The sequence below is a fragment of the Kitasatospora xanthocidica genome (assembly GCF_014656195.1).
In the GTDB taxonomy this organism is placed as follows: Bacteria; Actinomycetota; Actinomycetes; order Streptomycetales; family Streptomycetaceae; genus Kitasatospora; species Kitasatospora xanthocidica.
In genome coordinates, this window is sequence record NZ_BNBY01000031.1 from 1 (window position 1) to 19,175 (window position 19,175).

Genomic DNA, 19,175 nt, shown 5'->3' on the forward strand with positions numbered 1-19,175 from the left:
CCTGGTCCCACCACGCAGACCTCCATGCCGCTTGACCTCAAACGTCATGGGGTGTCTGACCCCTCAGGGCGTCAGCACCAGGCGCCCGCGCAGTCCGCCCGCCGCCAGGCGTTCGTGCGCCTGGCCGGCCCGCTCCAGCGGCAGGGTGTCCGCCACCCGCAGGGTCAGCCGGCCCTCGCCCGCGAGGGCGGCGAGGCCGGCCAGGGCGGGGCCGTCGGCGGTGATCCACACGTTGGCGACCCGGATCCCGCGCAGCCCCACCGGTTCGCTGCCGCCCGCGACCGCCACGAACGCCCCGCGGCCGCGTACCGCGCCAAGGGCCCGTACTCCCAGCAGGGCCGCGTCGACCGCGCCGTCGACCCCGCCGGGCACCAACTCCCGTACGGCCGCGGCCACATCGTCCGCCGTGCGCGGCACGAACCACTGCGCGCCGAGCGCGCGAACCAGCGTCTCGTCCCCCTCCCCGGCCAGTGCCGCCACCCGCAGGCCGCGCCGCGCGGCGAGTTCGACGGCGAAGCCGCCGACCGCGCCCGCCGCGCCGGTGACCAGCACGGTGGAGCCGGCGGGCAGGTCGAGCAGGCCGAGGGCCTGCAGGGCGGTGAGGCTGTTCAGGGGCAGGGTCGCGGCCTGCTCGAAGGGGACGGAGGCCGGCAGGGGCGCGAGGGCGCCGGCGTCCAGGACGATGTGCTCGGCGTAGGTGCCGAGGTCGGCGTCCAGGCGGTCGCGCAGGCCCACCACCCGCTGTCCGGGCGCGAATCCGGTGACCCCGGGGCCGACGGCGTCCACCACCCCCGCCACGTCCCAGCCGATGCCCGTCACCGCCCGGGGCGTCATCAGCCCGGCCCTGGCGAGCACCCCGGCGCGGGTGACCGCGTCCACCGGATTGACCCCGGCCGCCGCCACCCGCACCCGCACCTGCCCGCGACCGGGCTCCGGCAGCGCCACCTCGACCAGCTCCAGCACCTCCGGACCGCCGAACTCCCGCACCACCACGGCACGCACCACCCACCACACTCCTTCAGACGGAACCAGGGGAACGCCGCCCAACCTAAGGAGAGCTACTCTCCGACGGGAAGCACGCACCCGAAGGTGCGTACCGAACGGCAAGGAGAGCGAGCACGTGCCCACCATGACCGCCGCCCAGCGCCGCGCCGCCGACGCGGCCGGCTTCGACGCCTACCTCGCCGAGTGCCCGGCCCGCCAACTCCTGGACCGCATCGGGGACAAATGGACCAGCCTGGTCGTCAACGCCCTCGCCGACGGGCCGCGCCGCTACAGCGACCTGCGCCGGCGCCTGTCCGGGGTGAGCGAGAAGATGCTCACCCAGACCCTGCGCGCCCTGGAACGCGACGGCCTGCTCACCCGCACCGTCACCGGCGGCGTCCCGGCCCGCGTGGACTACGAACTCACCGTGCTCGGACGGGACTTGCTGCCGCTGATGCGGGCCATCAAGACGTGGGCGGAGTCCCACATGCCGCAGGTGCTGGACGCGCGGGCCGCCTACGACGACGGGCAGGGCGCGCGGGGTTGAGCCGTGGCGCCGGGACGGCCGCTTTCGGGTGATCGACGGCGCGACGCACGCCCACGGACGGAGGCGTGTGGGACGTCGGCGAACGGAACGTCCCGCAGCAGGAGAGGGAGCGGGTGAGCCACGTCCTGCGCCGTCGCGTAGGGCGTCACGGCACCTTGCCGCAGCCGTTCGCGGCCGTGTCGGCCCGCACGCTCGTTCGCGTGCGGGCCGACACGCGTGCGGGGCCGGGGCGCCGGGGCCTCGGGGGACGCCAACTCGGCGGTGCCGGCGGCGCGATGGGGATTTCGTGGCCGCAACCTCCCCGGTTCCGGGCTCGTTGTCCCGGGCGGGTCGAACGGCCCGGCCGGGCGGCGGCGAGCCGCTGCGGCCCTGACGAAGGGACACGTTCATGACCGACACCGACACCGACACCGAGACCGGCGCGGGCTCCGCCGTGCGCGGAGGCAGCCCGGACTCCGCGGTGGACCGGGTCGCCGACTTCTACGGGGCGTACATCGACGCGGTCTCCGACGGCACCGACGACCTGGGCGGCGAACTGCGCGCCCACTACCTGACCGAGGACTTCCGCCAGCGGCTGGCGGCCTGGGAGGAGGCCAACCACGCCGACGGAGTGCTGCGCGCCCAGGACGTGCCCACCCGCTGGGAGGTGCGCTACCAGGACTCCGGCGCCGGGCACCTGTTCACCACCGTCACGCTGACCTGGGGCACCGGCCCCGACGCCGGCCACACCCGGCTCGCGGTGCAGAGCGACCTGGGCACCAGGCTGATCTCGGACATCGAGGACGCCTGATCCGGCCCCGCGGCCTGAGGGCCCCGCGCCCCGGGGGCCTCAGGCCAGGGTGGCGGTGAGGCGTTCGGGGAGGGTGGGGTAGGGGCGGCAGTCGACGACGGGCAGGGCGTGGGCGGTGGCCTGGGCGGCGAGCCAGGCGGAGTAGCGGGCGCTGACGGCGGCGCGTTCGGGCTGGGGGCCGTCGTCGGGCTCGCGGTCGGCGTAGTTGGCGGCGATGCGGTGCGGGTCGCCCTCGTGGAGGAAGACCGCCCTCACCCGCCGGCCCCGCGCGGCGGCCTCGGCGGCGGCGCGGGCGGCGGCGGCCGGGGTGAGGTAGTCGCCCTCGACGATCGCGGGCACGTCGACGGTCAGCCGGTTGCGTACGACGCCGAGCAGGGCGTCGTCCAGGGCGTGGGCGGTGGCGATCTGCAGCTCCAGGACGCGTTCGGCGCTCAGGGCCCGTTCGGCGCTACGGGCCCGGTCGGGGGCGGTGAAGTGGTGGAGTCCGGGGTGGGTGGCCGCGGTGGTGGCGGCCTGCAGGGCGGCGACGACGTCGTCGAACTCCACGGTGAACGCCCCGTGCCGGGCGGCGAGGCGGGCGGCGGCGCGGCTCTTGCCGGTTCCGGAGGCGCCGCCGATCAGCAGGACGTCCCAGGGGGTGTCGTCGGTGTGCATACCGTCACGGTAGGCGGTGGGGGCGCGGACGGGCCCGGTGGGGGTACGGACGGGCCCGACAGGGGGCCCGGTAAGCGGTCCGGGGGGTGGGTGGGCTCTAGGGGGCGGGGGAGGCGGCACGGGGTGCGGCCTCCCCGGCCCGGCCCCCGGCGTCGGCAGCCGGCCCAAGGCCCGGTCCGTCGTCCGCCGCCCGCGTTCCCCGCGCGGGCGGCGGAAACGGACGGCCCCCGGCGGCCGGGTGTGGCCGGCCGGGTGCGGTCAGCTGCTGTCGTGGGTGGTGGCGCGGCGTACGGCCCAGGGCAGGACGAACCACAGGGCGGCGAAGATCAGCGCGATGAGGCAGGTGATCGGCACCGCGACCGCCGTGCCGAGGACGACGTCGAGGACCAGCAGGACGGCGCCGCTCAGGGCGGCGGCGAGCAGCAGCAGGCCGGCCTGGGCGATGCGGGCGGAGACGGTGACGATCCGTTCCTTGCCGGGGTGGCGGTACAGGCCGCGGTGCAGGGCGACGGGGGTGGCCAGGACGGCCGCGGCGACGACGGCCAGCAGCAGGGTGGCGACGTAGACGTCCTGCTGGGCGTCGGTGAGTGCGGCGAAGCGCGGGGTGAAGGCGACGCCGAGGAGGAAGGCGAAGACGATCTGTACGCCGGTCTGCAGCACCCGCAGTTCCTGCAGCAGTTCCACCAGGCGCCGGTCTGCCCGTACGGCGGGGTTCTCCCAGCCGGGCGGGGGCGGGGCGGCGGGCGGCGGGGAGTCCGGGGGAGGCGGCGCGCTGGTCATGGGTCAGCTTCTCACCCCGCGCGGCGGTCCGGCTGCCCGGTGCCGTCCAGGCGGGTCTGCCAGGCGGTGAGCAGGGTCTGCAGGGCGGCGGCCTCCTCGGGGGCGAGGTGGGCGAGCAGGCGGTGCTCGTTGCGCATGTGGGCGGTGAACGCCTCGTCGATCAGGCGCCGGCCGGCGTCGGTGAGGGCGACCACGCGCCCGCGCCGGTCGTCCTCGGCGGGGCGGCGGGTGACCAGCCCGGCGCGTTCCAGGCGGTCGATCCGCTTGGTCATCGCGCCGGTGGTGACCATGGTGTGTGCGGCGAGTTCGCCGGGGGCGCGCTCGTAGGGGGCGCCGGCGCGGCGCAGCGCGGCGAGGACGTCGAACTCGCCCTCGCCGAGGCCGTAGCGCTGGTAGACGAGGGTGAGTTCGGCGGTCAGGCGGTCGGCGAGGCGGTGCAGGCGGCCGATGACGGCCTGCGGGGAGACGTCGAGGTCGGGGCGTTCGCGCTGCCACTCGGCCTGGATCTGCGCGACGTGGTCGACGGGGTCGACGGGGGCGGGGTGGCCACCGCGCCGGTCGGGGTGCTCGGGGTGCTCCATGGCGTCCAGTGTAGCGCGGGTAGCTTCCAAGGAAGCTATATTGTCTTCCATGGAAGCCAATGCGCGCTGGGTGCTGCCGACCGCCCTCGCCCCGCTCGCCTGGGGCGCCAACTACTACGTGACCCACGCCTACCTGCCCGCCGACCGCCCGCTGTGGGGCGCCGTCCTGCGCGCCCTGCCCGCCGGCCTGCTGCTGCTCGCCCTCGCCCGCCGCCGACCGCACGGCGCCTGGTGGTGGCGCAGCGCCCTGCTCGGACTGCTCAACACCGCCGTCTTCTTCGTCCTGCTCTACCTCGCCTCCCAACTGCTGCCCACCAGCGCCGCCGCCACCGTCATGGCCGCCTCCCCGCTCGCGATGCTGCTCACCGCCTGGGCCCTGGCCGGACGGCGCCCGCACCGCGCCCACCTGACCGGGGCACTGGTCGGGCTGGCCGGGGTCGCGCTGACTCTGCTCGGCACCGGCGGCGCGATCGGCTGGCCGGGCCTGGCCGCCTCGGCCGGGGCGATGCTGGTCTCCTCCGTCGGCTACGTCCTCGCCGCCCGCTGGCGCGAGGGCGCCGACCCGCTGGCCGCCACCGCCTGGCAGCTGAGCGCCGGCGGCCTGATGCTGCTGCCGCTCGCCGCGGCCGACGAGGGCCCGCCCCCGGCGATGGACACCCCCGCCCTGCTCGCCTTCGGCTACAGCACCCTGATCGCCACCGCCCTCGCCTTCACCTGCTGGTTCGCCGGACTGCGCCACCTGCCGGCCGGGACGGTGGGCCTGCTCGGACTGCTCAACCCGATGGCCGGGGTGCTGCTGGGCACCGCGCTGGACGGCGACCCGTTCGGGCTGCGGCAGGGGCTGGGCCTGGCGCTGGTCGCGGCCGGGATCCTCCTCGGACGCCCGCGCGGCCGGGCCGCGGAGCCCGCACCCGTCGAGCGGACCGAGGAGCCCGCACCCGTCGAGCGGACCGAGGAGGCCGGGCAGACCGAGGGGGCGCGCTTGCCCGGGAGCCGGACGGCATGATCTGCTGGCGCCAGCATCGCGTGCCGGTGACGGACCGCGTCAGGCATGGAGGTGCGGAACCGAAGGGACCGCCACCCGTGGCCTCCCCCGTGAACGGCCGTACGGCCGCCCTCAGTCTTCAACTCTCCCGCGCGCACCAGGACTTGCGACGCCGCCTCACCGACGTGCGCACCAACCTCGGCCGCCGCCCGGACGACGGCACGCTCCTCACCCACTGCCTGGCCTTCTGCACCGCCCTGACCAACCACCACCAGGGTGAGGACGACGGCCTCTTCGCCCAACTCCTGCGCGAGCGGCCCGACTTGGCGCCGACCGTCGCCAAACTCGTCGAGGACCACGGATTCATCGCCGCCATCCTCACCCGGGTCCGCGACCTCGCCGAACAGGCCGCCGCGGCGCCGGACGCCGACGCGGCGGACGCGGGCGACCCGGCGGACCTGGAGGCCGTCGGGCGCGAACTCGACGGGCTGGCCGCCATCATGGACTCCCACTTCGGCTACGAGGAACGGGCCATCTCCGCCGCCCTCGACGCCGGGGTGCCCGACGACGGCTGGTCCGAACCGGTCCTGCGCTTCAGGGGGCCGTAAAGACCCGGCGCCGGGTCTTTACGCCGTAAAGATCCGGCCCCGTAAAACCCCTCGCCCCGCGAGGCCCGTCCTCCCTACACTCGCCACGCAGCCGCGCTCCGACGCGCGGCCCACCGTGCCGATGAACGAGACAGACGAGAGAGAGGGGGGTGAGCGGCCGTGCCGAAGCAGAGCGCCGCCGCCCCCTCTCCCGCCTCCCGGTACGAGGTGATCCTGGTGTCCCCGTCCTCCCGGTGCCCGCTGCGCGGCCGGCACCGGAGCAGCGCCGCCACCGTCTGAACCACGCCCTCGCCCGGCCCGCAAAGGCCTTGCCGGGAACCGCACATGACGGTCTGCGGGCGCTGCACGATCGCGCGCCCACCCGCAGGAGAACGCCTCGAAAGGCACCCGGGCCATGCGCACCGACACCACCACCAGCACCAGCACCCGTACGACCGCCACCGCCACCGCGACCACCGCCGCCGCGACCGCCGCCATCGCCGAGGTCCGCAACCTCGGCATCCTCGCCCACGTCGACGCCGGCAAGACCACCGTCACCGAGCGGATCCTCTACCTCACCGGCACCACCCACAAGCGCGGCGAGGTCCACGACGGCACCACCGTCACCGACTTCGACCCCCAGGAACGCGACCGCGGCATCACCATCTTCGCCGCCGCCGTCAGCTGCGCCTGGGCCGGGCACCGGATCAACCTCATCGACACCCCCGGCCACGTCGACTTCGCCGACGAGGTCGAACGCTCCCTGCGCGTCCTGGACGGCGCGGTGGCGGTGTTCGACGCGGTCGCCGGCGTCGAGCCGCAGAGCGAGTCCGTCTGGCGCCAGGCCGAACGCCACGGTGTGCCCCGCATCGCGTTCGTCAACAAGCTCGACCGCGCCGGCGCCGACCTGGACGCCGCCGTCGCCTCGATCCGCGAACGCCTGCACCCGCGCCCGCTCGCCGTCCAACTCCCCATCGGCACCGAGGAGTCGTTCACCGGCGTCGTCGACCTGCTGCGCCTGCGCGCGCTCACCTGGCACGACGACGGCACCCCCGCCCCCGAAGGCCCGGTGCCCGCCCACCTCGCGGCGCAGGCCGCCGAGCGCCGCCGCGCCCTGGAGGAGGCCGTCGCCGAACTGAACCCCGAGGCCCTGGAGGAGTTCTGCACCCACGGGAGCGTCACCGCCGCCACCCTCGCCACCGCCCTGCGCGAACTCACCCGCACCGGCGAGGCCGTGGTCGTGCTGTGCGGCTCCGCCTACCGCAACCGCGGCATCGAACCCCTCCTGGACGCCGTCGTCGCCTACCTGCCCTCCCCGCTCGACCTCCCGCCGGTCCGATCCGCCGAGGGAACAGGCACCGCCGACCGCGCCGAGGAGCGCGCCGCCGACCCCCGACAGCCCCTGACCGCCCTGGCGTTCAAGGTCGTCGCGGCCCCCACCGGCCGCCTCACCTACCTGCGCCTGTACGCAGGCACCCTGCACAAGGGGGCGACCGTGCTCGACACCACCACCGGCCGCACCGAACGCGTCGCCCGCATCCTGCGGGTGATGGCCGACCGCCACACCGAGACCGACCACGCCCGCGCCGGCGACATCGTCGCCGTCATCGGCCCCAAGGCCGCCCGCGTCGGCGCCACCCTCTGCGACCCCGACCACCCGATCCGCCTGGAGGCACCCGTGAGCGCCGAACCCGTCGTCACCGTCGCCGTCGAGGCCCGCCGCGCCACCGACACCGACAAGCTCACCGCCGCCCTCGCCCGCCTCGCCGAGGAGGACCCCTCGCTGCGCCTGGCCACCGACCCCGAGACCGGGCAGCGCACCCTGGCGGGGCTGGGCGAACTGCACCTGGAGGTGGCGATGGAGAAGGTGCGGCGCGACAGCGGCGTCGAGGCGGTCACCGGAGCGCCGAAGGTCGCGCTGCGCGAGGCCCTGGTGGAGGGCGTGCGCGGCTTCGTGTACCGGCACGCCAAACAGGACGGCGGCGCGGGCCAGTTCGCCCACCTCGTCCTGGACGTCCAGCCGCTCGCGCAGGACGAGGGGGAGGGGTTCGTGTTCACCTCCACCGTCACCGGCGGGCGGGTGCCGCGCGAGTACGTGCAGGCCGTCGAGGCGGGCTGCCGCGACGCGCTGACCGAGGGGCCGCTGGGCGGGCACCCGGTCACCGGCGTCGCGGTCACCCTCACCGACGGGGCCACCCACCCCAAGGACTCCTCCGAGCTCGCCTTCCGCACCGCCGCCCGCCTCGGACTGCGCGAGGCGCTGCGGGCCGGGCGGATGCGGCTGCTGGAACCGGTCGCGGAGGTGACGGTCACCGTGCCCGAGGACGCGCTGGGCACCGTCCTGGGCGACCTCGCCGCCCGGCGCGGCCACGTCCGGGCCACCACGGCCGGACACGGCACCACCGCGCAGGTGAGCGCGCTGGTACCGCTGGCCGAACTGTTCGGCTACGCGGGCCGCCTGCGCGGCCGCACCCAGGGCCGGGGCACCTTCACCACCCGCCCGGCCGGCTACGCGCCCGCGCCGGCGAGCGGGCCGGTGAACGCCGGCTGACACCGGGGCGCCCGGCCCTCCCGGACGACGGGAGGGCCGGGCGCCGCGCGGCTACGCCGTCACCGTCACCGTTACGCCGCGCCGGCCTCCGCGGCCGACCAGGCCGACGGGTACAGCGGGCGCCAGCCGAGGTCGCGGCGCGCCGCTGCCGTCGACATCTGCCCCTCCCACGGGTCGAACGGCGTCTGCGCCGAAGTGCCCGGGTGGGTACGGCCGTTGAGCTCGTGGACGTCCCAGGCGGTCAGCGGCGCGTCGTCGCCGACGTTGTAGGTGCGTCCTTCGATGCCGGGCGCGGTCAGGGCCCGCCACAGGGCCTGCGCGACGTCCGCGTGGTGCACCACGGCCAGGCGCTGGTGCGCGGGCCAGGTGGCCGCCCACTGCGCCGCCTGCGCGAGGTGCGGGTCGCCCTCGCCGTACACGAACGCCAACCGGGCGACCACCAGCGGCAGTTCGTCGCCCAGGGCGCGCAGTCCGGCCTCGGCCTGCGCCTTGGACGCCGCGTACACGCCCCACGCCGGGTGCGGCGCCAGCCGGTCGTCCTCGACGGCCGGGCGTCCCAGCTCCCGCCCGTAGACCAGGTTGGTGCTGGTGTGGACGAACCGGGCCACCCCCGCCTTCGCCGCCTGGCGGCCCAGCGCCACCGCGGCGTCCCGGTTGACCGCCCACGCGTCCTCGTCCGGCACCCCGCGCAGCGCCGCCGCGACGTTCAGCACCGCGTCGGCCCCCTCCAGGGCCTTTGCCCGGTCGGCCTCTTCGGTCAGGTCGCCGGCCACCACCTGCGCGCCGAGCGCGGCCAGGGGGGCTGCCTTCCGCTCGTCGCGCACCAGCACCCGGACCGAGGAGCCCTGCGCCCCGGCCCACCGCAGCAGCCGCGGCACCAGCCGGGTGCCCACGGAACCGGTCGCGCCCGTCACCAGGATCGTCGTCATGGTCTGTCTCCTTCGGGAAGTCGCTGTCCTTCGACACCCACAACCCTGCCCGCGGCGCGCTCGGCGCGGCAGAGACCTCCCGAACCAGGGACCGCCGGTCCCTGGTTCGGGCCGGCGGCCGGGCCGGCGTCCGGGACGGCCGGCGCGGCCTCACGGCGCAGTGCCCTCCTCCTCGGACAGCTCCTCGGACAGCTCCTTGATCGCGTCCAGGCGCTCCTCCCACCGGGCGGCGAGGGTGTCCATCCACCGGGTCGTGCGCCGCAGCGGCCGCAGGTCGGCCTCGTAGCGGACCTCGCGGCCGGCCCGGCGGGCGCGCACCAGCCCGGCGCGGCCGAGGACGGCCAGGTGCTTGGCGACCGCCTGGCGGGTGACGGGCAGCCGTGCCGCCAGCGAGGTCGCCGTCGCGCCGCCTTCGAGGGCGAGGGCGGTCAGCACGTCCCGGCGGACCGGGTCGGCGAGGGCCACCAGGACGTCCTCGGGGACCGGTTCGGGAGCGGGGCCGCCCTCAGGGGCGCGGGTCACGCCGGAATCTGTTCGCAGTCCGCGGCCAGCCGGTCGAGCTTGCCGGGCCAGTTCAGGGTGTTGGCGCGGTGCCGGTCGGCGGCCTGGCCGGCGGGCAGGCCGAGGCGGGCGAAGCCGCTCTCGACCATGGTGAGCCGGGTGCCGGCGGTGGAGCCGTCCGCGGTCAGGGTGAACTCGACCAGGGTGGCGTCGGTGTCGCCCGGCTCCTGTCCGGCGGCGCCCTGGGACCACCGCCAGGACAGGGTGTGCGGCGGTTCGACCCGCTGGAGGCGGGCGGGGATGGTGCCGTGGACGCCGTGGTCGAAGACCAGGAGGCCGCCGGGGCGCAGGTCGACCTCGACCGGCGCGCCGCTGCCGAACCAGCGGCCGAGGAACGCCGGTTCGGTCAGGACGGACCAGACCCGCTCCCTGGGGGCGTTGATCATGACGGTGCGTTCGATCGTGTCGGGGATCACGGGCAGCCTCACTTCGTCGTCATCCGGATGCGCAACTCCAAGGTTGCACACCCGGAACCCCATGCGCAACCGTACGGTTGCGTGAAGCGGTCGGCCGGCCGACCGCCAGGCCGCCGGGGCGCGGGTCGACCGGTCAGCGGGCGGACAGTTCCCGCGGGTCCGGGCGGTCCTGGCCGTAGGCGCCGGCCATGGGGGAGGCCCCGGTGGTGAGGAAGTCGTGGATCGCGGCCAGGTAGGCGGCGCGCGCCACCGTGCCGAGCCCGTCCGGGTCGAGGGCGTCGAACGCGGCGTCCGCCCCCTCGGCCGGGTTGCCGCTGGTGGTGCGCAGCCGGGTGAACTCCGGGCGGGTCAGGCGCCCGTCGCCGTCACCGTCGGCGAGGTCGAACAGCGAGCCGAGGGCGGGCCGGCAGGTCGACTCGAAGGCCTCGTGGCCGGCCCAGTCGCGGTACTCCTCGAAGGTCACGCCGCCGTCCCCGTCGCCGTCCATCTGCCCGAACACCTCCCGGTGGGCACCGAGGGCCGCGGCGACCAGCGGGTCCCGGTCGCCGCGCCCGAAGGCCGCGGCCGCCCGGTCGACCCGGGCGAGGTACTCGTCCCGCGTGATCACGCCGTCGCCGTCGCTGTCCAGCATCGCGAAGATGCGCCGCTTCGCCGTGTCCGACATCTCGTCACCGTCCGTTCTCCGAGGGGAAGTGCGCCCGGTCCAACGCGACGGGCGGGGAAGGGTCACCCGGCGGGGCGGCGCGGCCCGCAGCCAGGGACCGGTAATCCCTGGCCACGGCCCGCCCCCGGGGGCCATGCTGGGGGCATGATCGACCGCGCGGCGCTGGCCGACTTCCTCACCCGCACCCGGGCCCGGCTCACCCCCGCCGACCTGGGGCTGCCGCCCGGGGCGCGGCGGCGAACCCCCGGGCTGCGCCGGGAGGAGGTGGCGCAGCTGGCCGGGCTGTCGGTGGACTACTACGCGCGCCTGGAGCAGCGGCGCGGCCCGCAGCCCTCGCCGCAGCTGCTGGCCTCCCTCGCCCGGGCGCTGCGGCTCAGCGAGGACGAGCGCGACCACCTGTTCCGCCTCGCCGGGCACGAGCCGCCGCGCCGCCACGGCCCGCTCGGACACGTGCGCCCCGGCCTGCTGCTGGTCCTGGACCGGCTGCACGACACGCCCGCCCAGGTGGTCTCCGACCTCGGCGACGTGCTCGCCCAGAACGCGATGGCCGCCGCCGTCTTCGGCGACGTCGGCGCCCTGGCGCCCGAGCGGCGCAACCTGCTGCTGCGCTGGTTCACCGAACCGGACGTCCGCGCGCTGTTCCCGCCCGAGGACCACGAGGACCTCACCCGCGCCCACGTCGCCTCCCTGCGCGCCGCCCGTACCGCCCGCCCCGGCGACCGGCGCGCCGCCGACCTGCTGGAGCAGCTCCTCGCCACCGGCGAGGAGTTCACCGCCTGCTGGCAGCGGCACGAGGTCGCCCGGCGGCGCAGCGGCCGCAAGCGGGTGCTGCACCCGGTGGTGGGGCCGCTGGACCTGGAGTGCGAGGTGCTGGCCACCGCCGGCGAGGAGCAGCTGCTGCTGGTGCACACCGCCGCGCCCGGCAGCGAGTGCGCCTCCCGCCTGGACCTGCTGCGGGTGGTCGGCGCCCCCGTCTGACGGCCCCTGGAAAGCCCCCCCGCCCGGGGCCCCGCTGCGGCGCGCCGGGCGCCGCCCGCCGTAGGCTGGGCCGGGCCGCCGACGGCACAGACCGTCACCATCCGGGCGGAACGCGACAGGAACGGGCAGGCAGGGCATGCAGTTCGACGACCAGGGCGACCTCGACACCTCGCAGGTGGACGACCGGCGCGGCATCCCGGGCGGCAAGGTCGCCATCGGCGGCGGGGCCGTGGGCCTGATCGCGGTGCTGTTCGCGGTCATCCTCGGCGTCGACCCGCAGCTGCTGGGCCTGTCCTCCGGCGGCGGCTCCGCCTCCTCCCCGGGCGTACGCACCGCAGGCGAGGCGCAGCAGGCCTGCAAGACCGGCGCGGACGCCAACAAGCGCCAGGACTGCCGGATCGTGGCCGTCACCAACAGCCTCCAGGACTTCTGGCGCACCGAGCTGCCGCGCCGCACCAGCATCCCGTACCGGAGCGCCGAGACGGTGCTGTTCACCGGCCAGGTCTCCACCGCCTGCGGGCCGGCGACCTCGGCGGTCGGCCCGTTCTACTGCCCAGGCGACAGGAAAGCCTATTTCGACCTCGGCTTCTTCAACGAGCTGTCCTCCCGCTTCGGCGCCAAGGGCGGCCCGTTCGCCGAGTCCTACGTCGTCGCCCACGAGTACGGCCACCACATCCAGAACCTCACCGGCGCCATGCAGAAAGCCGCCGGCGACCGCCAGGGCGCCAACAGCGGCTCGGTGCGCCTGGAGCTGCAGGCCGACTGCTACGCGGGGGTGTGGGCGCACCACGCCACCACCACCCCGCAGCCCTCCACCGGGCGCCCGCTGATCGCCTCGCTCACCGACCAGGACATCGCCCAGGGCCTGGACGCGGCCGCGGCCGTCGGCGACGACCGGATCCAGCAGCAGGCCACCGGGCGGATCAACCCGGAGGCGTGGACGCACGGTTCCTCCGAGCAGCGCAAGGCCTGGTTCACCACCGGCTACCGCGGCGGCGACCTCGCCCAGTGCGACACCTTCTCGGTGGCGAAGCCGTAGCCGTCGAGCCCCGGGCACCGTCTGCCCTTCCGCCGTCAGCCCCGCCCGCCGTCAGCTCCGGGGGCCGCCGCCCGTCCAGTCCCAGCCGGCCAGGGCGTCGCGCAGCAGCCGGACGGCGGTGGGCAGGCGCCCGCCCGTACCCCAGGACAGGGTGAGGGTGCGCCGGCAGCCGGGGTGGTCGATCGAGACCCAGGTCAGCGGCAGCCGGGTGGCGGTGCGGTGGGCGATGGCGGGCACCAGGCCGACGCCCAGGTCCGCGCTGATGAGTTCGGCGATGGTGCCGGCCTCGTCGACCTCGCAGACGATCCTGGGCGTCAGGCCCTGCCCGGCGAACAGCCGCTCCAGCAGGCGCCGTTGCCAGTGCCCGGGACGGCCGGCGACGAACGCCTCCCCGGCGAGGTCCGCGACGGCGACCGGGCCGCGCCCGGCCAGCGGGTGGCCGCGCGCGACCGCCAGGCCGACCTCCTCGTCGAGCAGCAGCACCGACTCCAGCCCCGGGGCGTCGACCGGCAGGGAGGCGACGGCCAGGTCGATCTCCTGGGCCCGCAGCCGGCGGGCCATCTCCTCGACGGACAGCTGGTGCAGCTCCATCTCCACGTCCGGATGGTCCCGCTTGAACGCGGCCAGCGGCCCGCTGAACGCCAGCAGGGTCTCCGAGGCCAGCCGGACCGTGCCGAACCCCTGCCCGGCGGCCTCCGCCACCGCCCGCCGCCCGGCCGCCAGTTCACCGAGCGCCCGCTCGACGTGGTCGCGGAAGACCCGCCCCGACTCGTTGAGCCGCAGCCGCCCGCCCCGGTCGAACAGCGGGGTGCCCAGCTCCGCCTCCAGCCGGGCGATACTGCGGCTCAACGACGGCTGGGCGACCCGCAGCTCCTCGGCCGCCCGGCTCAGGTGCTCCACCCGCGCCACGGCCAGGAACTGCGTCAGCGCGTGCAGATCCACCGGTACCCCCCCCAGGTCCTGTGTCCACGGCGGCATGACGCCATGGTGATGGTGGTCCCGGCCACGATAGCCCTCCGGTCATGACCCCGTCCGCACCCCGGGGGCGGACGGCGGCGTGGACGGTGTGTCACGATCTTGGAACAAGTGTTCTGCCGGTGTTCCGGTGGCTCCGGTCGGTCGGGTGTGATCGGCACATGGTGCATGGGGGAGTGGCGGGGACGGGGCGGTTGCGGGTGTGCGGCCGCTCGGTCGGCGTCCTGCTCGCGGCGGCGGCTCTGTTCGCCGCCGCTCCGGCCGTCACCCCGGCTCAGGCGGAGGGGGCGGACGGCCTGGTCCTCACCGTGCCGTCCACGCTCGCGGTCATCAGTCCGAGGGATGCGCTGGCCGCCGGCCCCCCGCTCTTCCTCCCGTTCGAGGTCGCCCGCAGCGGTGGCGGCGCGCTCCGGCAGGTCACGATCACCGTCGACGACGCGGCCACGGGGGTGCGGGTCACAGCCCCGGGGACGGGCCAGGGGGGCCAGTACACCGCCCCCCACACATGGACGCTGCCCCTGGGGGACGGCGACGGGCCGGTCGCCCGGGCCCTGCAGCTCGACATCCCCCGGGGCGGCTTCGACTACAACTACAAGACCCTGCACGTCACCGCCTCGGCCGCGGGGCTGGCCCCGGTGACCAGGGACGTCGTCCTGAGGCCCGCCGACCGCAGCCCGCTCATGCAGCTCGCCCCGATGGCCCCCGTGTCGGCCGGGCCCGGGGATGTGCTCACGCCGCGGCCGGGCATCCAGAACTCCGGGGCCGCTCCGGCGCAGAAGGTGGTCCTCTCGTTCACCACCGTGGACGGGCTGGATCCGGCCGAGACCTTCTCCAACTGCGAGTACGCCGAGTTCCCGGAGGACGATCCGCCCACCGGCGGGCGTCCCGACGCCCAGCACGCCATCTGCACCTTCGACCGGACGGTGCAGCCCGGTGAGGCCTACGTCCTCGACCCGTTCGCCCTGAACGTGACCGGCGCCCTCGACTCCACCTGGGCGACCTTCGCCGTCGGCGGCGAGGAGGGCGCCGAGGCCGTCAACTGGCGCGCCCTCCACCCGTTCCGGCAGGGCACTGGACGCCCCCTGGAGCTGGTCCGGATCGCCGGGCTTCAGAAGGAGGGCCTCCGCAGCGTCCAGACCTACCGGGTGGCCGCCGGGGAGGCCGACGTCACCGTCGAGGCGGCCTGGAAGCCGACGTCACCGGACGGCCTCGCCGGGGACCTCACGGTCACCCTCCGCAACACCGGCCGGGTCCCGTTCGTGAACGATCCCGCCGACCTCCTCCGGCGTGACCACATGGATGTCACGCCGCCGTGGGGAACCAAGGAAGCCGAGCGGCCGGACAACTGCGTCATACGCCTCTCCGGCGAGATACCCACCCCTGAGGGCGCCTCGAACTGCACGATTCCCCGGTTCATCGACGTGGGCGGGAAGTTCGGCTTCACCCTTCCCCTGGTCCTCACCGAGGAGAGCCTGGGCCGGCCGGCGAGAATCGCCGGCCTCCCCGACTTCGTCCTCAGCACCGAGCCCGCCGAAGCCGGCCCCGCGCCCCTCTACCCCGGCACCAGGCCGGCCCCTCCGGTGGAGGCGCCTCCGCTGACGGCCTTTCCGCCCGGGGCCGACGCACCCCCGGCGTCCGATGCCGCCCCGGCCGCCGCGCCGCCGCCGGCTCCCCAGGCGGCCGCCGCGCCGGCCGCCCACCACGTCAGGCTCCGCTGGAAGGCCGCCGGATTCCTCGCCGTGCTCGGGGCGGTCGGCGTGCTGCTGCTGGCGGCCCGCCGCCACCGCCGGAAGCGGGAAACCGGGGCGGACCCGGGGGCCTGACCGGCCCGCCGCCTCGACGCCGTCCGACGCCCCGGGCCCGGACGGTGTGTCACGATCGCGGAACAAGTGCCGTGCTCGCGTTCCATCCGCCGCGCCGGTCGGATGTGATCACCGCATGTTGGTTCACAGAGGAGCGTCGGGGGCGGGGCGCACCCGCCCGCGTACCCGGCTGCTCACCGGCCTGCTCGCCGCGATCGCCCTGCTCACCGCCGCCGCCCCGGCCGTCTCCCCCGCCCACGCCGACGAGGCCGGCGGGCTGGTCCTGACCGTGCCGTCCACGCTCAAGGTCACGCAGGGCACCCCTCTGAACGGGAAGCGTCAGAACCTCCTTCGCGTCGAGGTCGGCCGCAGCGGTGGCGGCGCGCTCAAGAAGGCCCGGATCACCGTCGATGCCTTGGGGGCGTGGGCCACCGCTCCGGGTTCCGGCCAGCGGGCCGTCTCCCTTCACGGCTGGACGCTCCCCCTGGGAGACAGCGACGGGCCGATCACCCGGGCCCTGCTGCTCGACGTCCCGTCGGTCGGCGGCGTCCACAACACCGTGCACGTCACCGCGTCCGCCGAGGGCCTGGCCCCGGTGACCAGGGACGTCGTCCTGGAGGCCGCCGACAGCGGCCCGGCCCTGCGGCTCGCCGGAATCGATCCCGCGACGGCGGAGCCCGGGGCCGCGCTCACGCCGCGGCCCGCCTTCGAGAACTCCGGCGACGCCCCGGCGCAGAAGGTGGTCCTCACGTTCAGCACCGTGTACGGGCTGGCCCCGGCCGAGACCTTCTCCAACTGCGAGTACGCCGCGTTCCCGGAGGACGAGCCGCCCACCGACGGCCGTCCCGACGCCCAGCACGCCATCTGCACCTTCGACCGGACCGTGCGAGTCGGCGAGGCCTACGTGGTCACCCCGTTCGTCCTGAACGCGACGGACGCCGTGGACTCCACCTGGGCGACCTTCGCCGTCGGCGCCGAGGAAGGCGCGGAGGCCGCCAACTGGCGCAGCCGCCACCGGTTCCAGCAGGGCACCGGCCGTCCCCTGGGGCTGGAGCGGATCGACGGGCTCCGGCAGGAAGGTCTCAACCCCGCCCAGACGTACCGGGTGACCGGTGGACAGGCCGACGTCACCGTGGAGGCGTCCTGGAAGCCCACGTCACCGGACGGCCTCGCCGGCCATCTCACGGTCACCTTCAGGAACTCCGGCCCGGTCCCGTTCGCGGACGATCCCGACGACCGCAGCCGGGAACACTCCGTGAGAGTCTTCCCGCCGAGCACGGTCAGCGGGGGCGGGAGCAGCGAGGTGCCCGAGCGGCCGGACACCTGTGTCCCCGTCGCCGTTACCGAGCTCAGCCCCGTTTCGGGCACCACGAGTTGCACGTTCCCCAGGTTCATCGAGGCGGGTGGGGAGTACGGCTTCACCCTTCCCGTGATCCTCTCCGAGGGGGCGCTGGGACAGCCGGCACGGTTCTCTCTCCCCTCCCACCCCTCCCTCGCACTCGGAGCCGAACCCGCCACCACCGGCCCCGTGCCCCTCTACCCCCCGCAGCAGGCGTCCCAGCCCTCGCCGGCACCCCCGGCGGCCGGCGCCCCACCGGCCGCCGCGCCCCCGGTAGCCGACGCCGCGCCGGCCCCCGCCCACCACGTCCGGCTGCGCTGGAAGGCGGCCGGGTTCCTCGTCGTGCTCGGGGCGGTCGGTGCCCTGTTGCTGGTCGCCCGCCGTCACCGCAGGGCCGGGCAGCAGCAGCCGTAGCCGGCCTGCCCGTAGCCGGCCCGTCCGCGGCGGGCCCTCCGGGGGCGGGGGGCCGTCAGGCCGTCGTCCAGAGGGCGCGCACGCGGTCGGCGGCGTCGGCGGCCTGGCGCGTGCCCTCGGCGTAGGCGGCGGTCCAGGCGTCCCAGTCGGGGCGTTCGGAGTCGAGGAGGGCCTGGGCCGGGGTGTCGGGGGTGAGGGCCAGGGCGGCCGGCCAGGGGGTGAGGTCGGTGGGCCGGTGGCGGTGGGCCAGCGGCTCGACCACGACCAGGGTGCGGGCGCCGGCGGCGAGGTCGGCGTTGGCGCCGGCGCGCAGCGCGCCGTCGATGGCGCGGCGCCCGCCCGGCAGGGTGACGGGTACCTCCGTGCCGGGGAAGGCGCTGGAGGCGGCGACCGCGCGCAGCAACGGCACGCCGTCGTCGGCGCCGAGGACCAGCGGTGCGCCGTCGACCGCGTCGACGGCGGTCACCAGCAGGCGCCGGGCCGGCCAGGCGGGCGTGCCGACCATGGCCTCGCGGCGGGCCAGCAGGTCGTGTTCGGCGTCGTCGTCGGCGCTCGTGAGCGCGATGCGTCCGACCAGGCGGCGGGCCTCGGCGGGCTCCAGGCCCCGGCCGAGGACGGCGAACACCTCGCCCATGACGGCCGGATCGGGCCGGCGGGCGGGGGCCGGGGGGCGCCGGGCCGGGTCCACCAGGCGCGCCGGGTCCTGCCCGCCGGCCAGCAGGGCGGCCACGATCGCCCCGGCCGAGGTGGCGACCGTCAGGTCCGCCTCGCCGAGGTCCACCCCGGCCTCGTGCAGCCCGCCGACCAGGCCGGCCGTCCAGGCGGCGCCCAGCCGGCCCCCGGGCCCGAGCACCAGCGCCCGCCCGAGTCCGTGACCGTCCGTCACCGCGTGCTCGTCTGCCATGGTTTCCCCCTTGATCGCGGCGGCCTCCGCCGTTCTTGAAACAGTCGTACCATAAACTCGGGCCACTCCGCAGAAAGGACCGACCGCCGTGGGACGACCCGCCGACCCCGCCCGCCGCGAGCGCACCCTGGCCCGCGCGACCGACCACGTGCTGGCGCACGGACTGGCCGGGCTGAGCCTGCGCCCGCTGGCCGCCGCCCTCGACACCAGCCCGCGGATGCTGCTCTACGACTTCGGCAGCAAGCAGGAGCTGGTGGCCGCCGTCCTGGCCGAGGCCCGCCGCCGCGGCGCGGCCCGTCTGGCCTCCCGCCCGCCGCAGGGGGCGGGCACACCCGCGCAGCGGCTGCGCGGCATCTGGGCCTGGCTCAGCGCACCCGACCGCGCCCCGTTCGTCCGGCTGTTCTTCGAGGTCCACGCCGACCTGCTGGCCCACCCCGAGCACTACCCGGACCGCGCCCGGGCGGTCACCGACTGGTTCGACACCCTGAGCGCCGCCTTCGCCGACGTCTGCGAGGGGGAGGGCGACACCGCCACCCCCACCCTGGTCATGGCCGTCCTGCGGGGCCTGCTGCTCGACCTCACCCTCACCGGCGACCGCGACCGCGCCGACCGCGCCCTGGAGCGCTTCGCCGACCTGCTGGGGGCGGCTCGGGGTGCCTGACCGGGCCGATATATGGACAACAGGGGTGAGAGCG

20 protein-coding genes are annotated in these 19,175 nt (G+C 76.0%); 10 read left to right on the forward strand and 10 right to left on the reverse strand.

Annotated elements, in window-relative coordinates:
- Positions 1-63: 63 nt before the first annotated feature.
- Entirely contained in the window at positions 64-1,002 is a 939-nt protein-coding gene (locus IE332_RS33975) for an NADP-dependent oxidoreductase (protein ID WP_229929142.1), read from the reverse strand.
- 118 nt (positions 1,003-1,120) lie between these two features.
- Here IE332_RS33975 and IE332_RS33980 point away from each other — a divergent pair, with 118 nt between their 5' ends.
- Entirely contained in the window at positions 1,121-1,531 is a 411-nt protein-coding gene (locus tag IE332_RS33980; RefSeq protein WP_229929133.1) for a winged helix-turn-helix transcriptional regulator, read from the forward strand.
- Between the two features lie 388 nt (positions 1,532-1,919).
- Positions 1,920-2,321, forward strand: a complete 402-nt coding sequence (locus tag IE332_RS33985) for a hypothetical protein (RefSeq protein WP_189924129.1) — start codon at positions 1,920-1,922, stop codon at positions 2,319-2,321.
- A 39-nt stretch (positions 2,322-2,360) separates the two neighbouring features.
- Here the strand turns inward: IE332_RS33985 and IE332_RS33990 are convergent, their stop codons facing one another.
- The 3 genes from IE332_RS33990 to IE332_RS34000 form a co-directional block, all read right to left on the reverse strand.
- On the reverse strand, positions 2,361-2,975 hold the full coding sequence (locus IE332_RS33990; protein WP_189924132.1) for an AAA family ATPase: 615 nt from the start codon (positions 2,973-2,975) through the stop codon (positions 2,361-2,363).
- Positions 2,976-3,233: 258 nt separating this feature from the next.
- On the reverse strand, positions 3,234-3,755 hold the full coding sequence (locus IE332_RS33995; protein ID WP_189924134.1) for a DUF6328 family protein: 522 nt from the start codon (positions 3,753-3,755) through the stop codon (positions 3,234-3,236).
- Between the two features lie 11 nt (positions 3,756-3,766).
- Positions 3,767-4,336: a MarR family winged helix-turn-helix transcriptional regulator gene (locus tag IE332_RS34000; protein ID WP_189924136.1), complete on the reverse strand. Its 570-nt coding sequence runs from the start codon at positions 4,334-4,336 to the stop codon at positions 3,767-3,769.
- Positions 4,337-4,385: 49 nt separating this feature from the next.
- Here IE332_RS34000 and IE332_RS34005 point away from each other — a divergent pair, with 49 nt between their 5' ends.
- From IE332_RS34005 to fusA, 3 genes are all read left to right on the forward strand, one after another.
- On the forward strand, positions 4,386-5,342 hold the full coding sequence (locus IE332_RS34005; RefSeq protein WP_189924139.1) for a DMT family transporter: 957 nt from the start codon (positions 4,386-4,388) through the stop codon (positions 5,340-5,342).
- A 77-nt stretch (positions 5,343-5,419) separates the two neighbouring features.
- Complete coding sequence (locus IE332_RS34010) at positions 5,420-5,929, forward strand: hemerythrin domain-containing protein (RefSeq protein ID WP_229929134.1); 510 nt, start codon at positions 5,420-5,422, stop codon at positions 5,927-5,929.
- 394 nt (positions 5,930-6,323) lie between these two features.
- Positions 6,324-8,459 (forward strand): elongation factor G, encoded by a 2,136-nt coding sequence (fusA, locus tag IE332_RS34015; RefSeq protein WP_189924145.1) that lies wholly within the window; start codon positions 6,324-6,326, stop codon positions 8,457-8,459.
- Positions 8,460-8,530: 71 nt separating this feature from the next.
- Here fusA and IE332_RS34020 read toward each other — a convergent pair whose 3' ends face one another.
- The 4 genes from IE332_RS34020 to IE332_RS34035 form a co-directional block, all read right to left on the reverse strand.
- Positions 8,531-9,388 (reverse strand): NAD-dependent epimerase/dehydratase family protein, encoded by an 858-nt coding sequence (locus IE332_RS34020; RefSeq protein ID WP_189924148.1) that lies wholly within the window; start codon positions 9,386-9,388, stop codon positions 8,531-8,533.
- A gap of 150 nt (positions 9,389-9,538) precedes the next feature.
- On the reverse strand, positions 9,539-9,910 hold the full coding sequence (locus IE332_RS34025; protein WP_189924151.1) for an ArsR/SmtB family transcription factor: 372 nt from the start codon (positions 9,908-9,910) through the stop codon (positions 9,539-9,541).
- Positions 9,907-10,365 carry an SRPBCC domain-containing protein gene (locus IE332_RS34030; RefSeq protein WP_189924153.1) on the reverse strand — a complete coding sequence of 153 codons (459 nt, stop codon included), beginning with the start codon at positions 10,363-10,365 and terminating at the stop codon, positions 9,907-9,909. Before IE332_RS34030 ends, IE332_RS34025 begins: the two co-directional genes overlap by 4 nt.
- 133 nt (positions 10,366-10,498) lie before the next feature.
- Positions 10,499-11,029, reverse strand: a complete 531-nt coding sequence (locus tag IE332_RS34035) for an EF-hand domain-containing protein (protein ID WP_229929135.1) — start codon at positions 11,027-11,029, stop codon at positions 10,499-10,501.
- Positions 11,030-11,176: 147 nt separating this feature from the next.
- Between IE332_RS34035 and IE332_RS34040 the strand changes: the two genes are divergently transcribed.
- On the forward strand, positions 11,177-12,007 hold the full coding sequence (locus IE332_RS34040) for a helix-turn-helix transcriptional regulator (protein ID WP_189924314.1): 831 nt from the start codon (positions 11,177-11,179) through the stop codon (positions 12,005-12,007).
- A 136-nt stretch (positions 12,008-12,143) separates the two neighbouring features.
- Entirely contained in the window at positions 12,144-13,046 is a 903-nt protein-coding gene (ypfJ, locus tag IE332_RS34045; RefSeq protein ID WP_189924155.1) for a KPN_02809 family neutral zinc metallopeptidase, read from the forward strand.
- Between the two features lie 51 nt (positions 13,047-13,097).
- Here the strand turns inward: ypfJ and IE332_RS34050 are convergent, their stop codons facing one another.
- Positions 13,098-13,988 carry a LysR family transcriptional regulator gene (locus IE332_RS34050; protein ID WP_189924157.1) on the reverse strand — a complete coding sequence of 297 codons (891 nt, stop codon included), beginning with the start codon at positions 13,986-13,988 and terminating at the stop codon, positions 13,098-13,100.
- Between the two features lie 194 nt (positions 13,989-14,182).
- Between IE332_RS34050 and IE332_RS34055 the strand changes: the two genes are divergently transcribed.
- Positions 14,183-15,844, forward strand: coding sequence for a hypothetical protein (locus tag IE332_RS34055; RefSeq protein ID WP_189924158.1), 1,662 nt, complete (start codon positions 14,183-14,185; stop codon positions 15,842-15,844).
- Between the two features lie 115 nt (positions 15,845-15,959).
- Entirely contained in the window at positions 15,960-17,576 is a 1,617-nt protein-coding gene (locus tag IE332_RS34060; RefSeq protein WP_189924161.1) for a hypothetical protein, read from the forward strand.
- 55 nt (positions 17,577-17,631) lie between these two features.
- Here IE332_RS34060 and IE332_RS34065 read toward each other — a convergent pair whose 3' ends face one another.
- Positions 17,632-18,480, reverse strand: a complete 849-nt coding sequence (locus IE332_RS34065) for a patatin-like phospholipase family protein (RefSeq protein WP_189924163.1) — start codon at positions 18,478-18,480, stop codon at positions 17,632-17,634.
- Between the two features lie 88 nt (positions 18,481-18,568).
- On the opposite strand from IE332_RS34065, the gene IE332_RS34070 reads away from it, so the two are divergent.
- Positions 18,569-19,141 carry a TetR/AcrR family transcriptional regulator gene (locus tag IE332_RS34070; RefSeq protein ID WP_189924166.1) on the forward strand — a complete coding sequence of 191 codons (573 nt, stop codon included), beginning with the start codon at positions 18,569-18,571 and terminating at the stop codon, positions 19,139-19,141.
- The last annotated feature ends 34 nt before the right edge of the window (positions 19,142-19,175 follow it).